Source organism: Kutzneria kofuensis (genome assembly GCF_014203355.1).
Lineage (GTDB): Bacteria > Actinomycetota > Actinomycetes > Mycobacteriales > Pseudonocardiaceae > Kutzneria > Kutzneria kofuensis.
In genome coordinates, this window is the sequence record NZ_JACHIR010000002.1 from 24,821 (window position 1) to 46,094 (window position 21,274).

21 protein-coding genes are annotated in these 21,274 nt (G+C 72.0%); 17 read left to right on the top strand and 4 right to left on the bottom strand.

Annotation, left to right across the window (positions count from 1 at the left end):
• Positions 1-16: 16 nt before the first annotated feature.
• Both BJ998_RS39460 and BJ998_RS39465 read right to left on the bottom strand, forming a co-directional pair.
• Positions 17-3,628 (bottom strand): P-loop domain-containing protein, encoded by a 3,612-nt coding sequence (locus tag BJ998_RS39460; RefSeq protein ID WP_184869256.1) that lies wholly within the window; start codon positions 3,626-3,628, stop codon positions 17-19.
• Entirely contained in the window at positions 3,625-4,173 is a 549-nt protein-coding gene (locus BJ998_RS39465; RefSeq protein WP_184869257.1) for a hypothetical protein, read from the bottom strand. The genes BJ998_RS39460 and BJ998_RS39465 overlap by 4 nt, the downstream gene beginning before the upstream one ends.
• Positions 4,174-4,605: 432 nt before the next feature.
• On the opposite strand from BJ998_RS39465, the gene BJ998_RS39470 reads away from it, so the two are divergent.
• The 8 genes from BJ998_RS39470 to BJ998_RS39505 all read left to right on the top strand — a co-directional run bounded on the left by BJ998_RS39470 (position 4,606) and on the right by BJ998_RS39505 (position 13,036).
• Positions 4,606-5,820 carry a hypothetical protein gene (locus BJ998_RS39470; protein WP_184869258.1) on the top strand — a complete coding sequence of 405 codons (1,215 nt, stop codon included), beginning with the start codon at positions 4,606-4,608 and terminating at the stop codon, positions 5,818-5,820.
• Positions 5,817-7,088 carry a hypothetical protein gene (locus tag BJ998_RS39475; RefSeq protein WP_184869259.1) on the top strand — a complete coding sequence of 424 codons (1,272 nt, stop codon included), beginning with the start codon at positions 5,817-5,819 and terminating at the stop codon, positions 7,086-7,088. Before BJ998_RS39470 ends, BJ998_RS39475 begins: the two co-directional genes overlap by 4 nt.
• Positions 7,085-8,878 carry a vWA domain-containing protein gene (locus tag BJ998_RS39480; RefSeq protein ID WP_184869260.1) on the top strand — a complete coding sequence of 598 codons (1,794 nt, stop codon included), beginning with the start codon at positions 7,085-7,087 and terminating at the stop codon, positions 8,876-8,878. The genes BJ998_RS39475 and BJ998_RS39480 overlap by 4 nt, the downstream gene beginning before the upstream one ends.
• Positions 8,871-10,709, top strand: coding sequence for a serine/threonine protein kinase (locus tag BJ998_RS39485; protein WP_184869261.1), 1,839 nt, complete (start codon positions 8,871-8,873; stop codon positions 10,707-10,709). Before BJ998_RS39480 ends, BJ998_RS39485 begins: the two co-directional genes overlap by 8 nt.
• A 15-nt stretch (positions 10,710-10,724) precedes the next feature.
• Positions 10,725-11,459 carry an SAVMC3_10250 family protein gene (locus BJ998_RS39490; RefSeq protein WP_184869262.1) on the top strand — a complete coding sequence of 245 codons (735 nt, stop codon included), beginning with the start codon at positions 10,725-10,727 and terminating at the stop codon, positions 11,457-11,459.
• A gap of 63 nt (positions 11,460-11,522) precedes the next feature.
• Positions 11,523-11,666 carry a hypothetical protein gene (locus BJ998_RS39495; RefSeq protein WP_184869263.1) on the top strand — a complete coding sequence of 48 codons (144 nt, stop codon included), beginning with the start codon at positions 11,523-11,525 and terminating at the stop codon, positions 11,664-11,666.
• Positions 11,663-12,550 (top strand): acyltransferase domain-containing protein, encoded by an 888-nt coding sequence (locus BJ998_RS39500; RefSeq protein WP_184869264.1) that lies wholly within the window; start codon positions 11,663-11,665, stop codon positions 12,548-12,550. The genes BJ998_RS39495 and BJ998_RS39500 overlap by 4 nt, the downstream gene beginning before the upstream one ends.
• Before the next feature lie 9 nt (positions 12,551-12,559).
• Positions 12,560-13,036: an SRPBCC family protein gene (locus BJ998_RS39505; RefSeq protein WP_184869265.1), complete on the top strand. Its 477-nt coding sequence runs from the start codon at positions 12,560-12,562 to the stop codon at positions 13,034-13,036.
• Between the two features lie 66 nt (positions 13,037-13,102).
• Here BJ998_RS39505 and BJ998_RS39510 read toward each other — a convergent pair whose 3' ends face one another.
• Together BJ998_RS39510 and BJ998_RS39515 are read right to left on the bottom strand one after the other, a co-directional pair.
• Complete coding sequence (locus tag BJ998_RS39510) at positions 13,103-13,339, bottom strand: hypothetical protein (protein ID WP_184869266.1); 237 nt, start codon at positions 13,337-13,339, stop codon at positions 13,103-13,105.
• A gap of 29 nt (positions 13,340-13,368) precedes the next feature.
• Positions 13,369-13,674 (bottom strand): hypothetical protein, encoded by a 306-nt coding sequence (locus BJ998_RS39515; protein ID WP_184869267.1) that lies wholly within the window; start codon positions 13,672-13,674, stop codon positions 13,369-13,371.
• Between the two features lie 540 nt (positions 13,675-14,214).
• Between BJ998_RS39515 and BJ998_RS39520 the strand changes: the two genes are divergently transcribed.
• The 9 genes from BJ998_RS39520 to BJ998_RS39560 all read left to right on the top strand — a co-directional run bounded on the left by BJ998_RS39520 (position 14,215) and on the right by BJ998_RS39560 (position 21,256).
• Positions 14,215-14,355, top strand: coding sequence for a hypothetical protein (locus BJ998_RS39520; RefSeq protein WP_184869268.1), 141 nt, complete (start codon positions 14,215-14,217; stop codon positions 14,353-14,355).
• 8 nt (positions 14,356-14,363) lie between these two features.
• Positions 14,364-14,930, top strand: coding sequence for a TetR/AcrR family transcriptional regulator (locus BJ998_RS39525; RefSeq protein ID WP_184869269.1), 567 nt, complete (start codon positions 14,364-14,366; stop codon positions 14,928-14,930).
• 20 nt (positions 14,931-14,950) lie between these two features.
• Positions 14,951-15,376 carry a hypothetical protein gene (locus BJ998_RS39530; protein ID WP_184869270.1) on the top strand — a complete coding sequence of 142 codons (426 nt, stop codon included), beginning with the start codon at positions 14,951-14,953 and terminating at the stop codon, positions 15,374-15,376.
• Positions 15,377-15,536: 160 nt separating this feature from the next.
• Positions 15,537-16,568 carry a 3-oxoacyl-ACP synthase III family protein gene (locus BJ998_RS39535; RefSeq protein WP_184869271.1) on the top strand — a complete coding sequence of 344 codons (1,032 nt, stop codon included), beginning with the start codon at positions 15,537-15,539 and terminating at the stop codon, positions 16,566-16,568.
• Between the two features lie 4 nt (positions 16,569-16,572).
• On the top strand, positions 16,573-18,435 hold the full coding sequence (locus BJ998_RS39540; RefSeq protein WP_184869272.1) for an HAD-IIIC family phosphatase: 1,863 nt from the start codon (positions 16,573-16,575) through the stop codon (positions 18,433-18,435).
• Positions 18,432-18,659, top strand: coding sequence for an acyl carrier protein (locus BJ998_RS39545; RefSeq protein WP_184869273.1), 228 nt, complete (start codon positions 18,432-18,434; stop codon positions 18,657-18,659). The genes BJ998_RS39540 and BJ998_RS39545 overlap by 4 nt, the downstream gene beginning before the upstream one ends.
• A complete protein-coding gene (locus BJ998_RS49400; RefSeq protein WP_221339541.1) occupies positions 18,656-19,441 on the top strand; it encodes a 2-oxo acid dehydrogenase subunit E2 in 786 nt (261 codons plus the stop codon). The genes BJ998_RS39545 and BJ998_RS49400 overlap by 4 nt, the downstream gene beginning before the upstream one ends.
• On the top strand, positions 19,434-20,510 hold the full coding sequence (locus BJ998_RS39555) for an alpha/beta hydrolase (RefSeq protein WP_184869274.1): 1,077 nt from the start codon (positions 19,434-19,436) through the stop codon (positions 20,508-20,510). The genes BJ998_RS49400 and BJ998_RS39555 overlap by 8 nt, the downstream gene beginning before the upstream one ends.
• Positions 20,507-21,256, top strand: a complete 750-nt coding sequence (locus BJ998_RS39560; RefSeq protein WP_184869275.1) for a thioesterase II family protein — start codon at positions 20,507-20,509, stop codon at positions 21,254-21,256. Before BJ998_RS39555 ends, BJ998_RS39560 begins: the two co-directional genes overlap by 4 nt.
• The last annotated feature ends 18 nt before the right edge of the window (positions 21,257-21,274 follow it).

Genomic DNA, 21,274 nt, shown 5'->3' on the forward strand with positions numbered 1-21,274 from the left:
GGCCGAGGATCCGGGGTCACGGCCAGATGGCCGCGACCGCGTCGACGGCCCGTACGACGGCCGGGCGACCGGCGGGGCCGGCGAGAGCGGTGATGACGGGGCCGAGGTCCCGCAGGTGGGCCAGGAAACGGCGGCGGTCCAGGCCGGCCAGGCCATGCAGGGTCGCCCGCCACACCTCGTACAACTCCGGCGCGGGCAGCCGGGCGAGCTGGTGTGCGTGGCGGGTGACGACCTCGAGCCGGAGCAGGGGGCCGCCCATCTCCTCGGCGACGGTGAGGCACGAGGCGAGCAGGCCGCGCTCGGCGACGGCGAAGAGCCAGTCGACGTTGCCGCGCCGGCGGGCGACGTCCAGGGCGGCGGGCAGCAGGTCCGCGGGCAGGAATCGCGGCAGCGGGGCGGCGGTGATGGCGCGTTCGGCGACGTCCAGGAGCCGTGCGGGCAGATGCGCGGCCAGGGCGGCGGTCTGGTCGGCCGGAAGGGTGTCGGTGGACTTGTCGACGATCATCCGCAGGACGATGTCGGCGACCTCGGTCAGATGGGGTTCGGGCAGGTGGGGCAGCAGCACGATGAACAGCCCGATCCGGTACCGCAGCATCCAGGTCTCGTAGTCACGGCCGTATCGCGCCGTCCGGGCCTGGTCGATCGCGTGGTCGACCAGCATACGGAGAACGTGGTCGCGATCCGACGACGGCGGCCAGGCGCGGACGGCCGCGAGGGCGGCGAAGATCGGCGACTGGGCGTCCGTGAAGCCCCAGGACCGGGGCCGCCACGTTCCCCGCTCGACCGCCACCTGGATGAGCTGCAGGGCCTCGGTTCGGTCCGGCTCGGACAGGTGAGGAACGAGCCCCAGGATCGCCGTGACACTCCCACGGTCCGGTCCCGACCAGGTGTTGACCGGTCGCGCCACCCTGCGCAGCGCGGCGAAGGCACGTGCGGCGAGGTCGGCCGGCAGGTGTCCGGCCACGGCGCCAAGGGCGCCGCGCGGCGCCGGGTCGGTGCTGGCGAGCCACTCGGACAGAAGACCGACCGCTTCCCCGGCCTGCGGCTCGGGCAGGTGCGGCGCCAGCACGGCGAGTCCGGCGGCCCGGGAGTCGACGTCGGAGATCTCCCGGACGGCCGCGAGGGCGTCGAGCAGCAACGGGTCGGACAGGACGTCGACGAGGGGCGCGAGCAGTGCGGCGCCGGGGCGCGCGATGACGTCCCGCAGCATCGACTGGGGCAGGAACGGCCCCAGGGCTCGGATGGCTCGGCGCCGCGCGTGCGGTTCGGAGATGCGCTCGGCGAAGTCCAATGCCTTGGCCATGGCGTCGTCCGGCAGCCGGCCCGCCAGCTCCGCCAGCGCGGCGGCTTGGTACGGGGCCGCCATGGCACTGAGATCCCTTGCGCTGTAGGGCGATGGCGCGGCGCGGATCAGCTCGTCGAGCCGGGCGGCCGGGGTGGGGTCGGTCGGGTCCGGCCGGTTGTCGGCGAGCGTGATCGCCGTGGCGGACCGCATCTCGGCGTCGTTGATCGGCTCGGACGCGACCTCGGCGAGCTGCCGGCGGACGTCGGCAGCCGTGACGGCGTCGCCGGATTCCGGCGGCGGCGACTGGATGTCCGTCAGCCGGGCGAGGATCCCCGCCGTGGCCTCGCCGAACGCCGCGTCGTCCGGCAGTTCGCAGATCCGCCGCAGCTCGGCGGCGTCATCGGACCAGCCGACCTGCGCCAGGGCGGCGGCGATCCGGTCGAGCGCGGTGCTGCGGAACCCGGTGTGCCGATAGAGTTCGCCGAACTGGCTGCCGTAGTGGCCGACGTTGCCGCCGGCGACGCGGCGTTGATCGGACAGCTGCCGCGCGTTGTCGAGCGCCGCGGCGACGGCCCGTCGACGCAGATCCAGCGGCAGCAACGGGATGAGCCCGGCGAGCACGGCCACCCGCCGCCCCGCCGCCGGTTCCGTGCCGGCGGCCACCAGTCCCTCCGCGGTGGCGACCGCCTCCAGGAAAGCCTCGCCGCGCAGCGGTTCCGGCAGCACCGGCGCCAACGCCGCCAGGGTTTCGGACCGGTCCGGCGCCGATCGGTGCAGGCGGGCGTAGCCCAGGGTCTGCTCGGCGCTCCACACGCCGGTACGGGCCAACTCGCGCAGCAACGCCGTCGGCAGGACCCGCGTGCCCACGCTGGCGACGGCCAGCGCCCAGCGCAGCTCGTCGGCCAGGTACGGAGCCGGCCGACCGGCTGCCACCGCCGAGCGATCGGCCTGCTCGGCGGCGCGCCACGCCAGGTCGAGGTCGGCGAGCACACCGTCGTATCCGTCGTTGCGGCGGCTTCGGCGCTCGGCGATCCAGGCCGCGTCCACCAGGGACTGCAACGGCCCGACGTCGCCGGCCTCGTAGAGGTGCACGGCCAGGCTGTTCAGGCCGTAGTCGTCGCAATGAGACCGATCGCCGCCGAGGTAGGCCACCGCGATGGCGTGGTGCGCGGCCGCCCCGTCGACCCAGTACTCCTCGGCGCGGTCGCGGTCGAGCAGCAGCTCGGCGAAGGAGGCGTGATACAGCGCGTACGTGCGGGTCGTGGCCGGCAGGGTGTCGTCGGTGTGCAGGAACTGGCGGAGGTCGGTGAGCGCTCCGCGAACGGTCACCGCCGGCAGGCCGGTGAACCGTGCGACGTGGTCCTCGTCGAGAGGCTGTTGCGCGACGGCGAGAACGGCCAGGACCGCGGCGATCTCCCGGTACCGTCCGCGTTGTCCCGGGCCGGCCAGGCGATACAGGAAGTCCAGATAGACGCCGTCCAAGCCGCGCGGCAGCGCCGTGATCGCAGCGCGGGTGACGGGAATCCGTTGCTGCGCAAGGTTGAACAGCAGGTGCCGGGTGAACAGGAAGTTGCCGCCGCTGCGGTCCCGCACGGCCGCGACGAACTGCGGCACGGACAGTTCCGGGGCGAAGTCGAAGTCGGGTGCGAGTCGCTCGACGTACCGCTCGACGTCGTGCAGGGCGAGATTGCGGCCGGGGCCCTCACGAGGCGAGAGCACGCACTCCCGGGCGCCCGCCCGCCGCAGCATCCGCACCAGATCGGGCAGCGGACGGCAGGTGAGCACGAACCGCACCGACGGCGGCAGCTCGGCCGACTGCGCGACCAGGTCGGCGATCGTGACCGAGCCCGGATAGGCCAGGCTCTCGTCCAGCCCGTCGACCAACAGCAGCACGGGCTCGGTGACCGCCTCGATCGGCGTCCGAACCAGCCGGTCGAAGGCGTCGTCCGCGGAGCCGTCCACGACCAGCGTGCCGACGCCGACCATCTGGCCGGCGTTGTCCCCCGCGACCGTCTGCTGGATCGTGACGTTGCGGGCCGCGTGCCGCAGCAGCGCCGTGGCGAACGCCGGCTTGGCCGCGGCGAGCTGCTCGCTCACCGATTCGGCGAAGGTGCGCGGGATGATCCAGCGGCGGTCCCGCGCCGAGCAGAAGTGCACGGCGTCGGCGTCGCCGGCCACCCGGGCCGCCACCGCGGTCTTGCCGGCCCCCGGCTCGCCGACGATGAGGAAGAACCGTTCGCCGGCCGGGTCGGCCCGCCAGGCGGCCAGGGCGTCGAGGACCCACTCCCGGCCGGTGAACTCCTCGGCGCGTTCGGCGAGGTAGCTGGTGAAGTCGAGGATCACCCGCTGATCCGGCCATCGACCCCGATCACCGTGCCGTCGGCAGTCACCTCGGTGGCCTCCTGCCGCACCTCGACCGCGGCGCCGGAGCCCACATCGCCCCGCACGCCGACCACACGGCCGGACACCGGGCCGACCGCTTGAGTCACCGTGACCAGAGTGCCGGTCGGCTCGCGGTGCTCACCGCGGAAGGTGAAACGCTGGCCGTACGCGGCCTCCAGCAGCGCCCGCAACTCGCCGGCGGTTCGGGCCAGCTCGTCATCGGTGACGTCGACCTCCTGGAGGCCGTTCGCGTAGGGCGCCAGCCGTGCCCACAGCTCGACCATCGCCGCGTGGTGCTGATCGACGACCGCCGCGTCGACCTCGGTGCGGGCCGGTGCGGCGTCGAGGGCCGCCGTCGGGACGATCGGCACCTCCAGGGCCTTCCGCCGCTCGTCCCGACGGGTTCGCCACGCCTTGACCACCTCGGCGACCTGGCCGTAGAGGAACTTGATGCCCTCGGCGGCCACGACGCCGCCGAGCGCGGCAAGGGTGAGAGGGTCGCTCACGCAGCCGATGATGACCTACGCCCCGAACCGGGTCAACGACCCGTTCGCGTGGCGGCGGCGCGTCGGCCGCGCGGCACGAGGTCGAGGATCTGCACGGCGGCGGCGAGCGCCAGCGCATCGACCAGCTCGGGCGCGTCGGCCGCGTGAGAACTGATCCGCTCGACTCGAGTTCTCCCTCATACAAGGGAAAAGGAGCGGTGTGCCGTACCGGGAGGTGTGACCACGCGATGTAACAAGCACCCCTTCAAGAGCGACCCGTTGGGCATGCTGGCGAGCTTGACCCGGATAGGGGCCACACGGCAGGCAATCGACAAGGCCTTCGCCGTTCTCGGTGTCGAACCGGGCGCGATGGCCCGTGTGTTCGCTTCGGCGCCACATCTCCGCGCCACCGCGGTGCCAGGCGTTCCGGGCCTGTTCACGGCGTCGGTACCGATGACATGGCTGGGCACCAGGACGGCACGGGACGAGGCCTACACAGCGTTCGCGGGTGTGCTGAGACAGTTGTCCGAGGTCGTTCGGGCCACCGGCGGCGTCCTGGTGCCGCCGGCGCTCGGCACGGCGCAGCACCCGGCCGTGCTCGGCGGCGACACGCACACGATCGAGGTTCTTTCGCCGGTGGAACAAGAAGTTCTGTGCAACCTGCTCCGGGTGCAGGTGCCGGCGCTGATCGCCCTGTTCGGTCGCGGTGTGACCACCGCAGGCGCCCCGCGGGACCGGGTCGGCTCGCGCTGGCTGGCCGGCTCCCGTTCGCACCTGGCAACCCGATTCCTCGCCTCGACCGCCGCCGAGCACCTGGACCGGGTCAAGGCCGACCTGCGCCGAAGGGACGGCGTGGCGTTGCTCGACCGGATGGACGTTCACCCTGGGCTGGAACCCGACGGCACGCTGACCGTCGTGGTGCGCTGTCTGGACGGCGCCGCCACGCTGGCCGGTGTCCGAACGCAGGCACTTCTCCTGGCAGCGTTGGCAATGCAGGCGCGGCGGATGGTGCGGGACGGGCGCCGGAAGGGCAACGCGCGCCAGCGGATCCTGGAGGACAACCGGGCCCGAGCGGTCGCGGACGGCCTCCGTGCCCGCCTGGTGGTGGACGACACCAAGCCCAACCAGCGCCGGCCGGACGGCCAGGGCAACGGCTCGGGCCGCCGCAACACGGCCGAATCGCCCGCGCCGAAGGCGAACTCGGCTCGCGACGTCGCCCGCAACCTTGTCCGCGCCGCCGCCGTCGAACTGCGCAACCTCGACGCCGACGCCGAGGAGATCGCCCCCGTGCTGCTGGCGCTCGACCTCCCCGATCTCGGGATCACCCGTGGCACCACGGAAACCGACATGTTGTCGTGGTGGTCGGCCGCGGGCGAGAACGTGCTGCTGGACAGCAGCCTCGCCGCGCTGACCGACACGACGCCCGGCGGCCCGCTGCTGGCCCTGCTCAACCGGTCCGCGCCCAGCCAGACGTCGATCGTCCTCGGCTCGTGGCGCAGCCGGATCGCCGAGGCGAAGCCGGCGCAACCGGCCACCCAGCAACGGCAGGGCGGTCGGCCGGGTCGGTCGCAGCGCGACGACCGTGGCCGAAACCGTGGCAGCAGAACAGGAAACGACCGCCGCGCCGGCGATCGACGTCACCACGGCGAAGGGAACGGCAGGGTATGAGCGACGCCGTCGAGTTGGTGCTCGATCTGCGGGGAACGCGCGCCACGCCCACCAACTCCGAGGAGTACAAGCAGCTCTGGGACGATCTCGAACCCGCACTGCACGGCTGTGCCCTGCGGCAGCGGCGGGTGCACGAACTCGACGGGCCTGACGGCGAGATCCGACTCGAGGTGGTGTGGCTGCCCGAAGGGTTCGACCGCGTCACACCGGACACGGTGTTCTCAGTCGTCGCGGTGCGCGAACGGCCGCGACTGCACTACCGGTGCAAGGAATGCCAGGCCGTGGGCGAGAGCCGCTATGCGCCGTTCGTGTGCACCGCTTGCCCGTCGGACACCAGGAACAACCGGGTCTGTGACCAGCATGTCGTCATCCTCGACGGCTCGCTGACGCCAACCTGCCCGGAGCACCGCCCGTCCTGCCGGGGATGCGGCGCACCCGCGGTTTTCCGCTGTGCCGGCAAGGCCTGCCGTCGGGAGCGGGCGTGGTGCGCGGCGCACCGGCGCGCCCACCCTCGGGACCCCGACGTCGACTACTGCCCCTCCTGCTTCGACGAGGCCTTCCCTCGGTGCGAACAGCCGCACTGCCAGGACGTCGGCACCGTCCGCTGCGAGCACTTCTCACGGAGTTTCGAGCAGTGCGAACGACGGATGTGCACCCGGCACGCGATGCGCTGGCAGGTGTTCGGCGGCGAGCGGATCGGCCTCGGCCAGTGCGACCGGCACCGCGTCAGGGGCGCCCTCGACCCGAGCGAGGTCGTGTTCCGCATCATCACCGGCGCCGCGTTGCGGAAAAGCCGCGAACGACTGCCCAGCCTGCAGGGGTTCGCACACACGTTGCGACGCTTCGACCCCGACCTGGCCACCGACTATCCGGGCATCCGCAGGCTGCTTGAGGCCGAGGGGAACACCATGCGCGGCAACCGGGCGGCGACGGCCGCGTTGGAACGGGCGCGGCACGACTGGGACCGACAGCTCGACGGCGCGGCGGCACTGCACCAGCAGGGCCTGCAACTGGTCGAGCGGCTGCGGGCACTGGTGATCAGGAACGACGGCCAGTTCGGTCACGAGCTCGCCGCCGCGCTCGTGCTGGCCGAGTACAAGGCGGCCCGCAACTCCCGCCCGGCCATGCTGTTCGTCAAGCTGCGCGACGACCTGCGCGGGAGGTTCGTCGGACGGGGCGGGGCCGCCATCCGGTCCTACAGCGAGCAACTCGGGGTCAGAGTGCAACTGGAGGGGTCGCAGCGCGGACCTGGAGGGCGGAGCCGATGAGCAGCCTCGACTCGACGTCCCACAAGCTGGTCGTGGTGCCCGGCGGTGGTCCGATCAGCGACAACCGCATCGGGTTGCCCGTCGGAGTGCCCGGCGGGACCGGGTTGCTGCAGTTCTACTCCGGCCAGGACCTGGTGCAGATCGCCGTGTTCGCCGCCGAGTTGCCCGAGGTCCCGCCCGGTCACGTGGCGATGGCCGACGAGCTGGCCAGCGCCTGGGACTTCTACGCGTCCGACAGCGGGAAAGCCTGGCGGTTCGACCCGGTGACCCCGCGGACGGCGCGGCGCGTCGTCCTCGAACTGCCGACCGAGATCGATCCGGGCGACGCCGCCCGCGAGATCGCGCGGAGCGGGCTCGCCGGCACGCTGCTGTGGGTCCCGGACGGCGCCGCCGACGTCTTCCTCACGGTCAACGGCGTGCCGCACCGCGTGCGGGAGATCGACCTGGGCGGGCCGCGATCGGGCCTGGCCTGCCTGACCAGGGACACGGCCGTCGAGCTCTACGTGTCGTCGGTGCGGGCCGGCGTGGACATCGTGGTCCTCGCCGACGTCAGCAACTCGATGACCGTCGACGACCTGCCCGCCGACGTCGAGGGGCCGTGGTCACGCGGCGAGCGTTGGATGACCCGGCTCGACGCGCTCAAACGGGCGCTGATGGAGATGCTCGACATCCGGCTCCAGGTGTCGGGGCGGGTGTCCCGGCTTGCGCTGGTCGAGTTCAACGAGCAGGCGCGGCACAAGTTCCCGCGCGGCGGCGGGATGGCGCAGCTGGACGGCAGCTCGCCGGAGGACCTGGTGGCCGACTTCCGCACCGCGATCGCGCTGCTGCGTCCGTCCGGTGGCACCAACATCGGCAACGCGCTGCACGAGGCGGCCAACCTGCTGTACCAGCACGGGCATCCCGGCAACGAGAAGCTGATCGTGCTGGTGAGCGACGGGGCGAACTGGACGCCCACCGGCGACCAGGGCACCGGCGAGATGGTGTACACGCACCAGGAGCCGGTGAGCCTGGTCGCGCACCTGCACAACGACGCCGACATCCGCCTGCACGCCATCGGCATCAGCACGGCCGAGTTGTTCCACCGCCGCGGCCGGTACCAGCCGAACGAAACCATCGTGCCCAACCACGCCCTGCTGGAGGAACTGGTCAAGGTGGGCGGCGGCGACCCGACCACCGTGGGCGGGCTGGACGTGCTGGCCGACTACTTCGCCGGTCTGGGCGGCGGCATCGTTCACCGTGTCGGCGAGCGGCTCACCGAGCCGCCACGGCCGGGTCCGCTGCCCGACCGCACGCGGGCCGCGCTCGACCGGCTGCGCATGGCGGGCGCCGCCGACTGGGACGGCCGTCGCGACGAGCTGCGGGGCCTCATCGCCGACCTGACGAAGGGATGCAACGACGAGACGAAGCGCGTGTTCGGCCAACCCGTGTGGCGGGACCTCGTCCTGCAGCGCCTGCTCAGCCGGGAGCTGGGCCAGCCGATCACGGACGTGAACGTCTTCACCAGGGCTCTGGCCAACGGACTGCGGCTCAGCCGAACCACGCCGCCCTTCGCGGCGCTGTGCGACCTGCTCGGCCGGCTGGCGAGCATGGAATCGGACTATCCGTCGATCACGGCGCTGGTCGGCGCCCAGGTCGACTCGCCGGCCGCCGCCCAGGTGCTGATCATGCAGCGGTTGCACGACCAGCTCGGCGAACTGCACGTCGCGCTGGCCGAGGCCAGCCCGTCGGCCACGACGGACAGCTCCCGGGACGAGCCCGCTCCCAAGAGCCGCTACACCTACCGTGAGTGACAGGACGCGCCCGGACGACGGGCGAGCACAGCCGGGGTGGTACGTCGGGGATGGCGACAACCCCGACACGTACCGGCTGGAGGAACCAGTCGGCCGCGGCGGCGAGGGCGAGGTGTGGCGGGCCACCTCGGTCATCCGCAACGGCGACCGGCTGCACTGGGCGGTCAAGATCCTGCACGCGGAGAACCTGGAGACCGGGCTCGAGGAGTCCATGGCGGACGCCCTCGAACGGTGGTACCAGCGGGCGCACCACACCCTGCAGGTGACCGGCCAGCTGCAGGTCGAGGGCGTGGTCGGCGCGACCATGGTCTTCAAGGGTCCCCGACCGCACCCGCCGGGCGAGGCCGGCCGCGTCCGGACCCTGTACGTGCTGTCGCCCTGGGTGGACGGGGCGGACCTGACCGGCTGGCTGAAGCGCGACCCCACCTTCCCGCAGGTGTGCGCGGTCGCCGCCCAGCTCGCCGGCATCGTCGACGGCCTGGCCACCAGCCGGATCGAGATCGCCCACCGGGACATCTCGCCGGCCAACGTGCTGGTGGAAGCCGGCACGGACCGGGTCCACCTGATCGATTTCACCTTCGCCGTGCCGCTGCACAGCGGGCTGGTCACCACCATCCAGAACAAGGGCTACACGGCCCCGGAGGCACTGGTCGGCCGGGGCAGTCCCGAGGCGGACCGGTACTCCTTCGGCGGTGTGGTGTTCTACCTGCTCACCGGGCGCAATCCGGAGGTCGAGAACGCCGCCGCGGAGTGCTTCGACCAGCTGGTCCGCGCCAGCCGCCCGGCCGCGCTGGCGCGACACGTGTCGGCCCTGCTGTCGGCCGATCCGCACGACCGGCCGGCATGCCTGGTGGACTGGGTGGCCGAGCTCGCCGAACTGGGCACGGCCACGCCCACCGGCCTCCGCTACGCCGACCTGCATCTCAGCGTCGACGGGTTCCGCACCGCGACGATCACCGCGATCCGCGGCACGACCCTGGCCAGAGCCCGGTTGGGACCCGCCTCACTCCAGGTGCTGGTGGCCGATGCCGACGCGCCGCACGCACCCGTGCTGGTTCGTTCGGTCACCGATGGCGCCGGGAACACGGTCGAGTTCGCCATCGACAAGGCGGAACGGCTCATGGTCGGTCGCGCCGGCGCCTGGACCGCCGTGGGCCGGGCTGCAGTCGACGCCGGGCTCGCGGTCGTCCGCACCGCCACCGGTTCGGCCAGGGCCTATCTCGTCGACCCGGTCCGCGATCGAATGTCCACTGTGGATACGGCGGTGGACGGCGAGGTCCGCTGCAGTGGGGCCGGCGCGTACCTGCGGCGGGTGCTGGCCGCAACGGTCGACCATGACGGCGTCGGGATCGTCGCGGCCCTGTCGCACACCTCCGAGCTGGTGATCCTCACCGACGACGATCCCGAGCGGTTGCACCGGCTCTCCGTGCCCGACGTGCGATCAGCCGCCCTCGGGCTGAACACCTGGGGCGAACCGGTGTGCTTCGCCGCCGGCGCCGGTTCCCGTGAACTCGCGGTCTTCGAGCAGCACTACGGCCAATGGCTGGCGACGGGGACGGTGGCGGCCCCCGATGAAGTGGGCGAAGTGGCCTGCGTCGGGCAACGAGACGGCCTCACCCTGGCCGTCGGCGGCCCCGGCGGGCTGTGGACCAGGACCCGTACCGGCGAGCAGCAGACCGAGTGGCAGCAGCTGGCCGACCGGCACTGCCACCGGGTCGCGCTCGACGTCGGCGCCGCGTGGCGTGTGCAGCTGGCCGCGATCGTGGACGGGCAGGTCGTCGTCGCGACCGAGGATTTCGACGGCCAGTGGTCCACGACGGTCATGGCGTGAACGAGCGGAGGATCCGTGTACCACGAGTTCGTGTACGTGTCGGGTGAGAAGGTCCGCAACTGTGTCCCGATGCGGACCGCGTGGTGGCAGGGACTGCGCGTCAGGAAACTGGGGGCCGGGCTCAAGTTCAGCCCGGTGGAGGCCTCGCTCGACGTCGAACCGACGGCGATCGCCGAGGACGACCGACGGCTCGGCAAGTTGATGGAGTACCTCGACGGCTCCGGTCGCTACTACACCGAACCCGACGTCGACCGGGGTGAGTGGGTCATGTTCGAAGGCCACATCGGCATGGCGCTCGTCGACACCGAACCCGCGCCCGGCGCGGTTCTGTTCTGCGAAGCCGAACCCCTCGCGGTGACCACCCCGCGCATCGTGCTGCACGGGTCGGCCCAGCATCTCCGGGCGAGCGTGTCCCCCACGACGGGTGGCGCTCCGCCGGAACGGCGCGGCGGCTACTCCGTGGCCACGCACGCGAACGTCGCCCGAATCCTCGACGCGGCGAGCAAGGCCCACCGTGCGGCTCCCCCCGGTGGACTGCGCCGGCTGTTCGGCGGCTCCGCCGAGGACAGCACCGACCTGGAGCAGAACCTGGCGACGTACTTCCGGGAAGTCGCCTGCACGGCCGAGTACCGCGATTTCGCTCCCTATCTCGGCGGACACGCCCGGATCACCGCGGTCCTGCGGCCACCGAGCCTCCCGTTCCCCGTCATCATGGCTTCGCCGTTGTACGTGCGATACGAACGCCCGTGACTTCAACCGCCCTCGCTGGGCGAGTCCGCGCGAGGACAACGGGCCAGTGGCACACTCCGGGGCATGGGCACTCTGTCGCCACACCACGTGGATGCGGCCGAGCACGGGCGGCTCGCCCCGGGAGGACCGGCGGGTCTGGTGTCCTTCGCCTGGCCATCGGGCGACAAGGCCCTGTCGATCGGCATGGTGGGCGGTGTGCCGCGATGACGGCGACGGTCGTGTTCCCCTCCCGGTCGGAGGCACGGGTTCGGCTGCGCCAGCTGGGCGTGCCGACCGTCGACATCGAGCCGGCCGTCGAGGCGTTGGCGATCATGGAGCGGTCCCCGCAGCTGCGCGCCGCGTTGGCCCGCCGGCATGACGAGCTGTTCACCAGCACGGAGCCGACCGCCTGGCCGGACCTGACGCCGGACGCCGTCGGCCGCTACTTCTACGTGAACCTGTTCCTGCTGGCGATTCCGACCGCGATGGAGCGGCTGCGGGCGCTCGGTGTCTCGGACGACGTCATGCGGGACACCTTCGCCGATGTCGGCGCCAAGGCCCTGTCCTATCGCCTCGGCCACGGCGTCGGCGGTCTCGACAAGCAGAACTGGCTGGTCCGGCACTTCCGCGGCCAGCTGTTCCGCCTCGGCCGGCTGCAGTTCGAACGGTCCACGCTGCCGGCCGACCTGACCGGCGGACCTGAGACCGGCAGCCCCGTGCTGGACCTGCACATCGCCGCCGACGGGCCACTCACGCCCGAGCTGGTGGACGCCTCGCTGCGGGCGGCCACGGAGTTCTTCCCCGCGCATTTCCCGGACGAGCACTACCGACACGCCATCTGCCGCTCGTGGCTGCTGGATCCCCAGCTGCGGGAATGCCTGCCGGCCGAGGCCAACATCGTCCGGTTCCAGCGCCGGTTCCGTCTCTTCGCGCCCGCCGTCGAGTGCGACGAGGACGTCCTCTACTTCGTCTTCAACGTGCCCGAGGGCGTCGCCGCCGATCTCGACACGCTGCCGCAGGAGAGCACGCTGCAGCGCGCGGTCGTCACACACCTCAAGGCCGGCCGGCACTGGCGACTGTGCTTCGGCTGGTTCCCCCTGCCCTGCGTCTAGCATGGCGCCATGCCACGGACCGACACCGCATCTCGGGTGGTCGCCGCCCCGCCGGAACGCGTGTACGCGGCCCTCATCGACCCGGCGGCGCTCCTGGCCTGGCTTCCTCCGGCCGGCATGAGCGGCCGGTTCGACCACTTCGACCCGCGCCCGGGCGGGTCGTACCGACTGACCCTGACCTATGCGGACGCGTCCGGGGCACCCGGTAAGGCCACCGCCGACTCCGACGTCGTCGAGGCACGTTTCGTCGACATCGTCCCGGGTGTGCGCGTGGTGCAGGCGGTCGAGTTCGTCTCCGACGACCCCGCCTACGCCGGCACGATGGTCATGACCTGGTCGGTCGCCGCCGCCCACCCCGGCACGCTGGTGGAGATCCGCGCCGACGACGTCCCCGACGGCATCTCCGCCTCCGATCACGCCGTCGGGCTGGCTTCCTCGCTGGCCAACCTGGCCGCGTACGCCGAGAACGACGCCGAGGACCGCTGATCCCGGCTGAACGCGGAAAGGCCCGGCGGTTCCCTCCGAGCCGCCGAGCCTCGCGTGTCGGCTCGGTCAGCCGGCGATCACCTGGTCCTTGCCGTCCTGGTCCTTGCCGTCCTGAACGGCCTGGTCCTTGACGTCCTGGTCCCGGGTGTCCGGGGCGACGCCTTCGGCCTCGGTGAACTGCTGGCTGCTCATGCCGCCGGGCTGCGGCGCCGCCGAGGCCGTGGGCGCGGCGATGGCCGCCACTGCGCCGATGGCGAGCGCGCAAAGGGCTGATGCGACGAGAATGCGTCCGAAATTAGCCATTGTTCCTCCCTGTTCGGTGATGACGAAATTCAGCAGGTGCCCACGTATGAGGCGGGGAGCCACACGTTGGCCGGGCCGTTCTGCAGATTGCCGTTGGCCCAGACGGCGCCGTCCTGCGAACTCGCCTGAAAGCCGAGCGCGTCGAATCCCTGGGCGCGATAGGTCCGGCCCTCGGCCGGGTAGTTCTGGCCGGGGCCGGCGCGGAACACCACGCCGCCGGTCGTCACGCAGGAGTAGTGCGGGGCCGCCGAGGCCGCGGGAGCGGCGACGATCGCCAGCCCGCCCGCGATCACCAAGGCGCCGCCGAGCAGCTTCTTCACACCAGTGGACGTCATGACACCATCTCTAGTGCGCTGCGCTTGATAACGATCGCCGGTCGGACGATGAACAAACAACGCAGAACAACGCCTCCGACGGCGAAAAAAGCCCGGGCCGACTCGATCGTTCTTCGCCGGGAGCGGCCCCCAGTCCGGTTCGACGCGCAGGCCAAGGGCTTGCACCGCCACGATGACATCCGGAACGAAGTCCCTTCGGTCTCGAGCCGGCGTGCATGGATCGTCCGCAGCTCCGTCGAACGGACGCCCGGCGGCGCGGCGGGTTTAGGGCGGTCTTAGGACCGCGTCGGATCCTGGCGCGACGAGCGCAGCCGAACGTTGGGGTCCTGATGAGTGTTGACGTGGGTAGGGGGACGCGCACCTCCGAGGCCGCCGCGTTCGGCAACGACCTCGCCACCCTGCCGAACTTCCCCGCCGAGATCCGCGCGCCCCAGGGCACGCTGCAAGCTGACCGTCGTCGACGGCTGCTCCGACAACGCCGTCATCCACGACGCGGACGACCTCTGCCACGCCTTCGCACTGTCCCGTTTGGACACCACGGTGACCGGTGTGTTCCGCGCCGCGCGGCGACCGACCTACGACGACCTTGCACGCCAGCAGGTCGAGACGGCCAAGGCCGGGAAGACGGCGGATCTGACCGCGCTGCTGCGCGGCACGGACGCCTGGCCGATCAGTCTCTAGGGGAGAACATGCGCGCGGACGCCCAACGCAACCACGACCGCATCCTGCTCGCCGCCGGGTCGATGTTCGTCGACTGTGGCATCGACGCGCCGATGGAGTCGATCGCACGCGAGGCGGGCGTCGGCATCGGCACCCTGTACCGGCGCTTCCCCAGCCGTCAGGCGCTGCTGCTCGCCGTGCTGGCCCGGGAGACCGCGACGATGGCCGACGAGGCACGGATCGCGCTGGCCGAGGAACCCACCCGGTGGGCGGCGCTGGCCCGGTTCACCCGCAGCATGGTGCGGCAGCGGGTCAGCCTCGCCCTTTTCGACGCCGACCACGGGTTGCGAGCGATCGACGACGAACTGGCCCGGGTCACGCTGACGCTGTGGCGACTGCTCGACGACATCGTCGCGGGCGCGCGCGAGGAGGGCATGCTCCGGCCCGATGTCACGCCGATGAATCTCGTCGGCATCATCGGCATGCTGACCCGCCATTCCGCCGGCCGCGCGGGCGCCGCACCCGCCGCTTCCTCGGAGCAGCTGACGGACATCGTGCTGGCCGGGCTCCAGCCACGCCTCCGGCCGGACCGATGACAGTCGGGCAGGTGGTCGCGGTGATCGACCAATTGCCGTGCAGCATCGCGACCGTGCACTGGGCGGCCGACCGCGCGGCGGTCGACGGGCCGCCGCTGCTCGTGCTCCTGACCCAGTCCGGGGTCCGGTCTCCCGTGCTGCTCGCGCCCTGGCTGACGGCGGCCCTGCCCTGGCCCACCGACCCTGACGGCGAGCGCGCCGAGATCTTCCACGAGGTGGCGGCGCAACTCGCCGCGTCCGGGCTGCCGTGGGACTTCCGGGTGATGGGCGAGGCCGAACCGCTCCGGCCGGGCCACGACACCGTCATCGCCTTTCCCGAACACCGGCGGGGACACCAGTGGCTGTCGCCCCGGCCCGTCGCCCCGCCCGTGCGCCGGCTGCTGGTGGCCTCCGCGCGCCTGGTCACGGTCCGCTGCGCGCAACCTCGTCGAGGCCGAGGGCTTTAGCAATGGCTTACCCGGCACAAAGGTCCGTGCGTTCCTGCCCGGACAGCGCCGACGGCGGCGTGGCCAAGGACTCCGTTAGAAGCGCTTTAGCTCTCCCGTCGAGGATGGGCGCGCAGGTCGATGCGCGCATGCCGGCCGGACCTGCGCGGAGGAGGATCGGATGCACGCGCCAGACATCCACCTGCTGTCGGTGGGCACCGCGCTGCCGGGCCCCGTCGTGGACAACGCGACGCTGGCCCGGCGGTTCCGCATGGATGAGCTGTGGGAGCAGTGGATCGACGTGTTCGTCGGCACCAGGACCCGCCACCTGGCGGTGGACCTGGAGACCGGCGAGGCCCGCTACCGGCTCGCCGACCTGTGCGAGCAGGCCGGCCGGCGGGCGCTGGAGCAGGCCGGCGTCGAACCGTCCCAGGTGGACCTCATGGTGATGGGCACCTCCACGCCCGACCAGCTGATGCCGGCCACCGTGAACATGGTCGCCGACCGGCTGGGCATCGATGGCCTGGCCACCTACCAGCTCCAGTCCGGCTGCACCGGGGCCGTGCAGGCGCTGAACGTGGCCCGGCAGCTGCTGATGACCGGTGAGCACACGACCGCGTTGGTGCTCGGCGGCGACGTGTGCAGCAAGATCTTCGACGTCGAGACCGACCTGTCCACGCTGTCTCCGTCCGAACTGGTCAACGTGGTGCTCTTCGGCGACGGCGCCGGGGCCGCGGTGCTGAGCACGCGGGGCCGCCCCGGCTCGACCAAGCTGGTGCACGTGCTGACCCGGCTGACCGGTCAGGGCCGGGCCCCCGGCCAGCAGCTGGAGTGGTTCACCAAGCTCGATCGCGACCCCGACCGCGCCCCGTCCAGCGAGGACTACAAGGCGATCGAGGACTCGGTTCCGACCATGGCCGCCGAGACGCTGCGGGAGCTGCTGGACGAGCTGGAGTGGGAGGACACCGACCTGGACTACCTGCTGCCGCCCCAGCTGTCCGGCCGGATGACCGAGAAGATCGTGGCGCGGATGGACGTCCGCCACCCGCGGGAGATCACCTGCGTCGCGGAGACCGGCAACACCGGCAACGCGCTGCCGTTCCTCCAGCTGGAGCGGGTGCTCCCGCGGATGGCCACGGGTGACCGGGCGGTGGGCATCGCCGTCGAGTCGAGCAAGTGGATCAAGGCCGGTTTCGCGTTGGAACGGGTGTGACCCGATGGCGGAGGATCTGCTTTCGCCGCAGCGCATCGACGACGTGGCCGAGCGCTACCCCCAGGTCCCGCGCCTGCTGGCCAGGCTGCCGGCGGACGACCTGCTCAGGGCCGGCCGGCTGCTGTCGCGGGTAAGCCCCGACGAGGTGCTGCGCGCGCACCCGACGACGCCGACGCTCACCATCGCGGTCACCGGGCACGGCACGCTGTCCGCGCTCGTGCCGGCGCTGACCGCGCAGCTGGCCCGGCACGGAATCCTGCTCCGGCCGCACCTGACCGACTACGACAGCTACGTCTTCGAGCTGTCCGATCCGGACAGTGAGCTGCACGCCGCGAACCCCGACATGGCGCTGTGCGTGCTCGACCCGGCCGTGGTGTTCGACGAGGTGCCCACGCCCTGGCACGTCGACGACGTCGAGAAGGTGCTGGCCGAGAAGACCGCGCTGGTCGAGGGAATCGCCGCGCGGTTCGCCGACACCGCCCGTGGCGTGCTGGTGCTGAACACGGTTCCCTTGCTGCGGAGGCACACCGGTCAGCTGGTGGACCTGAAGTCCCGGGCTCGGCTCGGAGTGCTGTGGCGGGAGTTCAACGCGCGGCTGCTCGCCCTCGTGGAGACCAACCCGTCGGTCGTGGTCATCGACCTGGATCCGTTGGTGGCGGAGGGAGTCGAGGTCACCGACGCGCGCCTGGACAGCTACGCCAAGGCCCACCTGTCCCAGGATCTGCTCGCCGCCTACGCGCGGGAGGTCGGCCACCTGGCCCGCAACCTGGCCGGCCGCACCAAGAAGTGCCTCGCCGTCGACCTGGACAACACCCTGTGGGGCGGCGTCCTCGGCGACGACGGGCCGGAGGGCATCGAGATCGGCGGCGGCTACCGGGGCGAGGCGTTCCGCTCCTTCCAACGGGTGGTCGCCCAGCTGGGGTCGCAGGGAGTGCTGCTGGCCGCGGTGAGCAAGAACGATCCCGAGCCGGTACGGGCGGTGCTGCGCGAGCACCCCGACATGGTGCTGCGGGAGGGTGACTTCGTCCGGGTGGCCGCGAGCTGGTGGCCGAAGTCGGAGAGCATCGCCGCCCTGGCCGAGGATCTCAACATCGGCGCGGACAGCTTCGTGTTCGCCGACGACAGCCCGTACGAGCGGGGGCAGGTCCGGCACGCGCTGCCCGACGTCGCGGTGGTGGACCTGGACGACGAGCCGGCGCTGCACCCGCACCGGCTGCTGCTGGACGGCTGGTTCGACGTCCGGGAGCTGACCGGTGAAGATCTCAAGCGGCCGGCGAAGTACCGGGACGAGCTGGTGCGCAAGGACTTCATGCACGGCTTCGACTCGATCGCCGACTACCTGGCCGAGTTGGGCGTGCGGGTCCGGCTGGCCCGGGTCGAGCCGGCGGACGTGCCCCGGGTCTCGCAGCTGACGCTGCGCACCAACCAGTTCAACCTGACCACGAAACGGCTGCAGCCGGCCGAGGTGCAGAGCCTGCTGGCCGATCCGTCGGCACAGGTGCTCGCGATCCACTCCGGTGACCGCTTCGGCGACAACGGCCTGGTCGGCGTCGTGTTCACCCGCCGCGAGCACGACGTCGTGCACGTGGAGAACTTCCTGCTCAGCTGCCGGGTGTTCGCCCGGGGCATCGAGCAGGCGTGCCTGTCCTCGGTGCTGGCGCGGGCCAAGGCGGCGGGGGCGAGCGCGGTGGTCGGGCGCTACCGGCCGACGGCCAAGAACGGCAAGGTCCGGGACTTCTACCCGCGCAACGGTTTCGTGCCGGCGGGCGCCGAGGACGACACGTCGGTGTTCCGCCACGACCTCGCCGACATCGCCGCCGTGCCGGGACACGTGCGGCTGACCGAGAACTTCGGAGGTACGCCGTGAACAGCATCGAGGACTTCGTCACCCTGATCCGGGACGAGACCGGCCTGGCCCTGACCGTCGACGACGTCCGCCGCAGCCTGGACGACGTGCCGGGCTGGGACTCGGTGCACCTGCTGACCCTGCTGGTCGCCCTGGAGAAGAGCACCGGCCGGCGGATCTCGGTGCCGGCGGTGCTGGAGGCCGACACCCTGGCCGGCATCTACGCGGCGGCGGTGCCGGCGTGAGGATCCGACCGGTCGACCGGCAGCGCCGGCACACGCTGCACTTCCTGGCCGAGGCCCGGGCCACGGCCGCGGTGTTCCTCGACACCGAGATCGACATGACCAGGGTGTGCGAGCACCGCGCCGGCGCCCACGCCGAGGGGCGGCACTACTCCGTGGTCAGCTACGTGCTCCACACGGCGGCGCGGGTGCTGGCCGCGCATCCCGAGGCGAACGCGGCGGTCCGCGGCGGGCTGCCGCCGAAGGTGGCCGGATACGAGTCCGTCGACGGGAAGCTGACGCTGGACAAGACGTTGGGCGGCCGGCGGGTCGTGCTCTCGGCGGTGCTGCCCGGGCTGGACCGGGCCGACCTGGACGAGGTGCAGCGGCAGGTCGAACACTACCGTGACGGCGACGTGGACCGGATGCCCGAGTTCGACGGCGTGCGGCTGCTGCAGCGGCTGCCGTGGCTGCTGGCCCGGATCGCCTACCGCGGCGCGGTCCGGCCGCTGCGGCGGCGGGCATCCCGGCTGGGCACCTTCGCGGTGACGTCGCTGGGCCACCGCCCGGTCGACGGCTTCTACTCCGTGGGCGGCACGACGATCACCTTGGGGCTGGGCCGGATCATGGACCGGCCGGTGGTGCGGGGAACCACGGTGGTGGTGGCGCCGGTGATGCGGCTCAGCCTGACCTTCGACCACCGGGTGATCGACGGGGCGGAGGCCGCCGACGTGCTGGCCGACCTCAAGGACCGGCTGGAGTGCTTCAGCGGCGACCGGGCGCTGGCCGGGGTGCGCGATGAATGACATCGCCGAGCTCAAGCGGTTCGCGGTCGTACACGCGCGGGCGCAGAACATCCCGGACTACCGTGACCTGCTCGACCGGATCACCACCGACGACGGCGACGGCCCCGGCTCGTGGGCCGGCGAGTGGACCAGGGCCGGGCGGGCGCTGGAGGACCGGGGCGAGTTGCTCGCCGCCTGCCGGCGCTACGCCATGGCCCGCTTTCCCTACGTGGACGGGCCGGCCCGGCAGAACGCGCTCGACCGCTGCGTCGGGGCGTTCGACCTGTGGCGCAGCGATCTCGGACACGTGCAGCGCCTGGACGTGCCGCACCGCGGCGGCCGCGTCCGGTGCTGGGCCAGCGGCCTGTCGACCGGCAGGCGGCGGCCACTGCTGCTGATCACCGGCGGCATCGTCACCGTCAAGGAGCAGTGGGCGCCGGTGCTGGTGCAGGCCCGCCGGCTGGGCATGGCCGGCATCGTCACCGAGATGCCCGGCGTCGGCGAGAACACCGTCGGCTACGACGAGTCGAGCTGGCAGATGTTCGGCTCCGTGCTGGACGCGGTGGCCGACCGGGCGCTCGTCGACCGGACCTACGCGATCGCGCTGAGCTTCAGCGGCACGATGATGTTGCGCCACGCGGTGGCGGACCGCCGGATCAGGGGCGTGGTCACGGCCGGGGCGCCGGTCAGCACGTTCTTCACCGACCACGACTGGCACCGGACCCTCCCCCGCGTCACCCTGGACACGCTCGCGCACCTGGTGGACGCGCCGGCGGAGGTCGCGGTGGAGAAGATGCGCGGGCACGCGTTGACCGCCGAACAGCTCGCGTCGCTGGACATTCCGGTGCACTGCATCGTCAGCCGCCGGGACGAGATCATCCCCGACGGCGACATCCAGCACCTTCGGGACAATCTCCGCCACCTGCGCACCGTCGAGAACGACGACGTGCACGGCTCTCCCAACCACGTGACCGAGTCACGCCTGTGGACGGCGGCGTCGGTGCTGCGGATGCGCGGCGGCCGCTCGGTGCAGCGGTTCGTGATCGAGGCGCTGCTGCGGGTGGTTCGGTCACGCGGGCGCCGGCCATGAGCGGATACCTCGCGCTCGAACCCGATTCCGCCGCGCCCCTGCGTCTGCTGTGCTTCCACCACGCGGGCGGCGCGGCATCGGCCTTTTCCCACTGGCAGTGGGAACTCGGGCCCGACATCGCGGTGCTTCCGGTGCAGCTGCCCGGGCGCGAGGGCCGGATCAAGCAGCCGCGCCTGCGGGAGATGGGCCGGTTGGTCGACGAGCTCGACGAGCAGTTGGGTCCCTGGCTGTCCCGGCCGTACGTCCTCTACGGACACTCCATGGGCGCGATCGTCGCGTACGCGCTGACCCGGAGACTCCTGTCGCGCGGCGGGTTTCTGCCGCAGCGCCTGCTGGTCGGCGCCCATCCGGCCCCGCACCTGGCGGCCGGGCACGCCCGGGCGTTGCGCATGCCGGACCGGGAGTTGGCCCGGTGGATGGTCGACATCGGCGGGATGTCCCCGGAGCTGCTGAACTACCCGGACTGGCTGGCGGCGGCGACCTCCCTGCTGCGGGACGACCTGGCCGTCTGCACCAGTTCGTGGCCCCGCGACGGCGATCCGCTGCCCTGCCCGATCGACGTGTTCACCGGCGCACTCGATCCGCTCGTGTCCACACAGGACGCCGAGCAGTGGCGTCGCCACACCGCCGCGCGCTGCACCGTGCACGTCGTCCCCGGCGGTCACTTCTTCCTCCGCGATCCGCTTTTCCTGTCCCGACTGCGTGACGTGGTCGGCAGTGCAGTGCCACGGGCGGCGCGGCTTTAGGTTACGCCAAGGCCCCCG

What these genes read in the sequence shown, in the direction of transcription:
- BJ998_RS39480 (WP_184869260.1), top strand. Translation starts at nt 7,085, where the DNA reads ATGAGCAGCCTCGACTCGACGTCCCACAAGCTGGTCGTGGTGCCCGGC.
- BJ998_RS39540 (WP_184869272.1), top strand. Translation starts at nt 16,573, where the DNA reads ATGGCGGAGGATCTGCTTTCGCCGCAGCGCATCGACGACGTGGCCGAG.
- BJ998_RS39475 (WP_184869259.1), top strand. Translation starts at nt 5,817, where the DNA reads ATGAGCGACGCCGTCGAGTTGGTGCTCGATCTGCGGGGAACGCGCGCC.
- BJ998_RS39500 (WP_184869264.1), top strand. Translation starts at nt 11,663, where the DNA reads ATGACGGCGACGGTCGTGTTCCCCTCCCGGTCGGAGGCACGGGTTCGG.
- BJ998_RS39470 (WP_184869258.1), top strand. Translation starts at nt 4,606, where the DNA reads ATGACATGGCTGGGCACCAGGACGGCACGGGACGAGGCCTACACAGCG.
- BJ998_RS39505 (WP_184869265.1), top strand. Translation starts at nt 12,560, where the DNA reads ATGCCACGGACCGACACCGCATCTCGGGTGGTCGCCGCCCCGCCGGAA.
- BJ998_RS39525 (WP_184869269.1), top strand. Translation starts at nt 14,364, where the DNA reads ATGCGCGCGGACGCCCAACGCAACCACGACCGCATCCTGCTCGCCGCC.
- BJ998_RS39555 (WP_184869274.1), top strand. Translation starts at nt 19,434, where the DNA reads ATGAATGACATCGCCGAGCTCAAGCGGTTCGCGGTCGTACACGCGCGG.
- BJ998_RS39510 (WP_184869266.1), bottom strand. Translation starts at nt 13,339, where the DNA reads ATGGCTAATTTCGGACGCATTCTCGTCGCATCAGCCCTTTGCGCGCTC.
- BJ998_RS39515 (WP_184869267.1), bottom strand. Translation starts at nt 13,674, where the DNA reads ATGACGTCCACTGGTGTGAAGAAGCTGCTCGGCGGCGCCTTGGTGATC.
- BJ998_RS39560 (WP_184869275.1), top strand. Translation starts at nt 20,507, where the DNA reads ATGAGCGGATACCTCGCGCTCGAACCCGATTCCGCCGCGCCCCTGCGT.
- BJ998_RS39495 (WP_184869263.1), top strand. Translation starts at nt 11,523, where the DNA reads ATGGGCACTCTGTCGCCACACCACGTGGATGCGGCCGAGCACGGGCGG.
- BJ998_RS39535 (WP_184869271.1), top strand. Translation starts at nt 15,537, where the DNA reads ATGCACGCGCCAGACATCCACCTGCTGTCGGTGGGCACCGCGCTGCCG.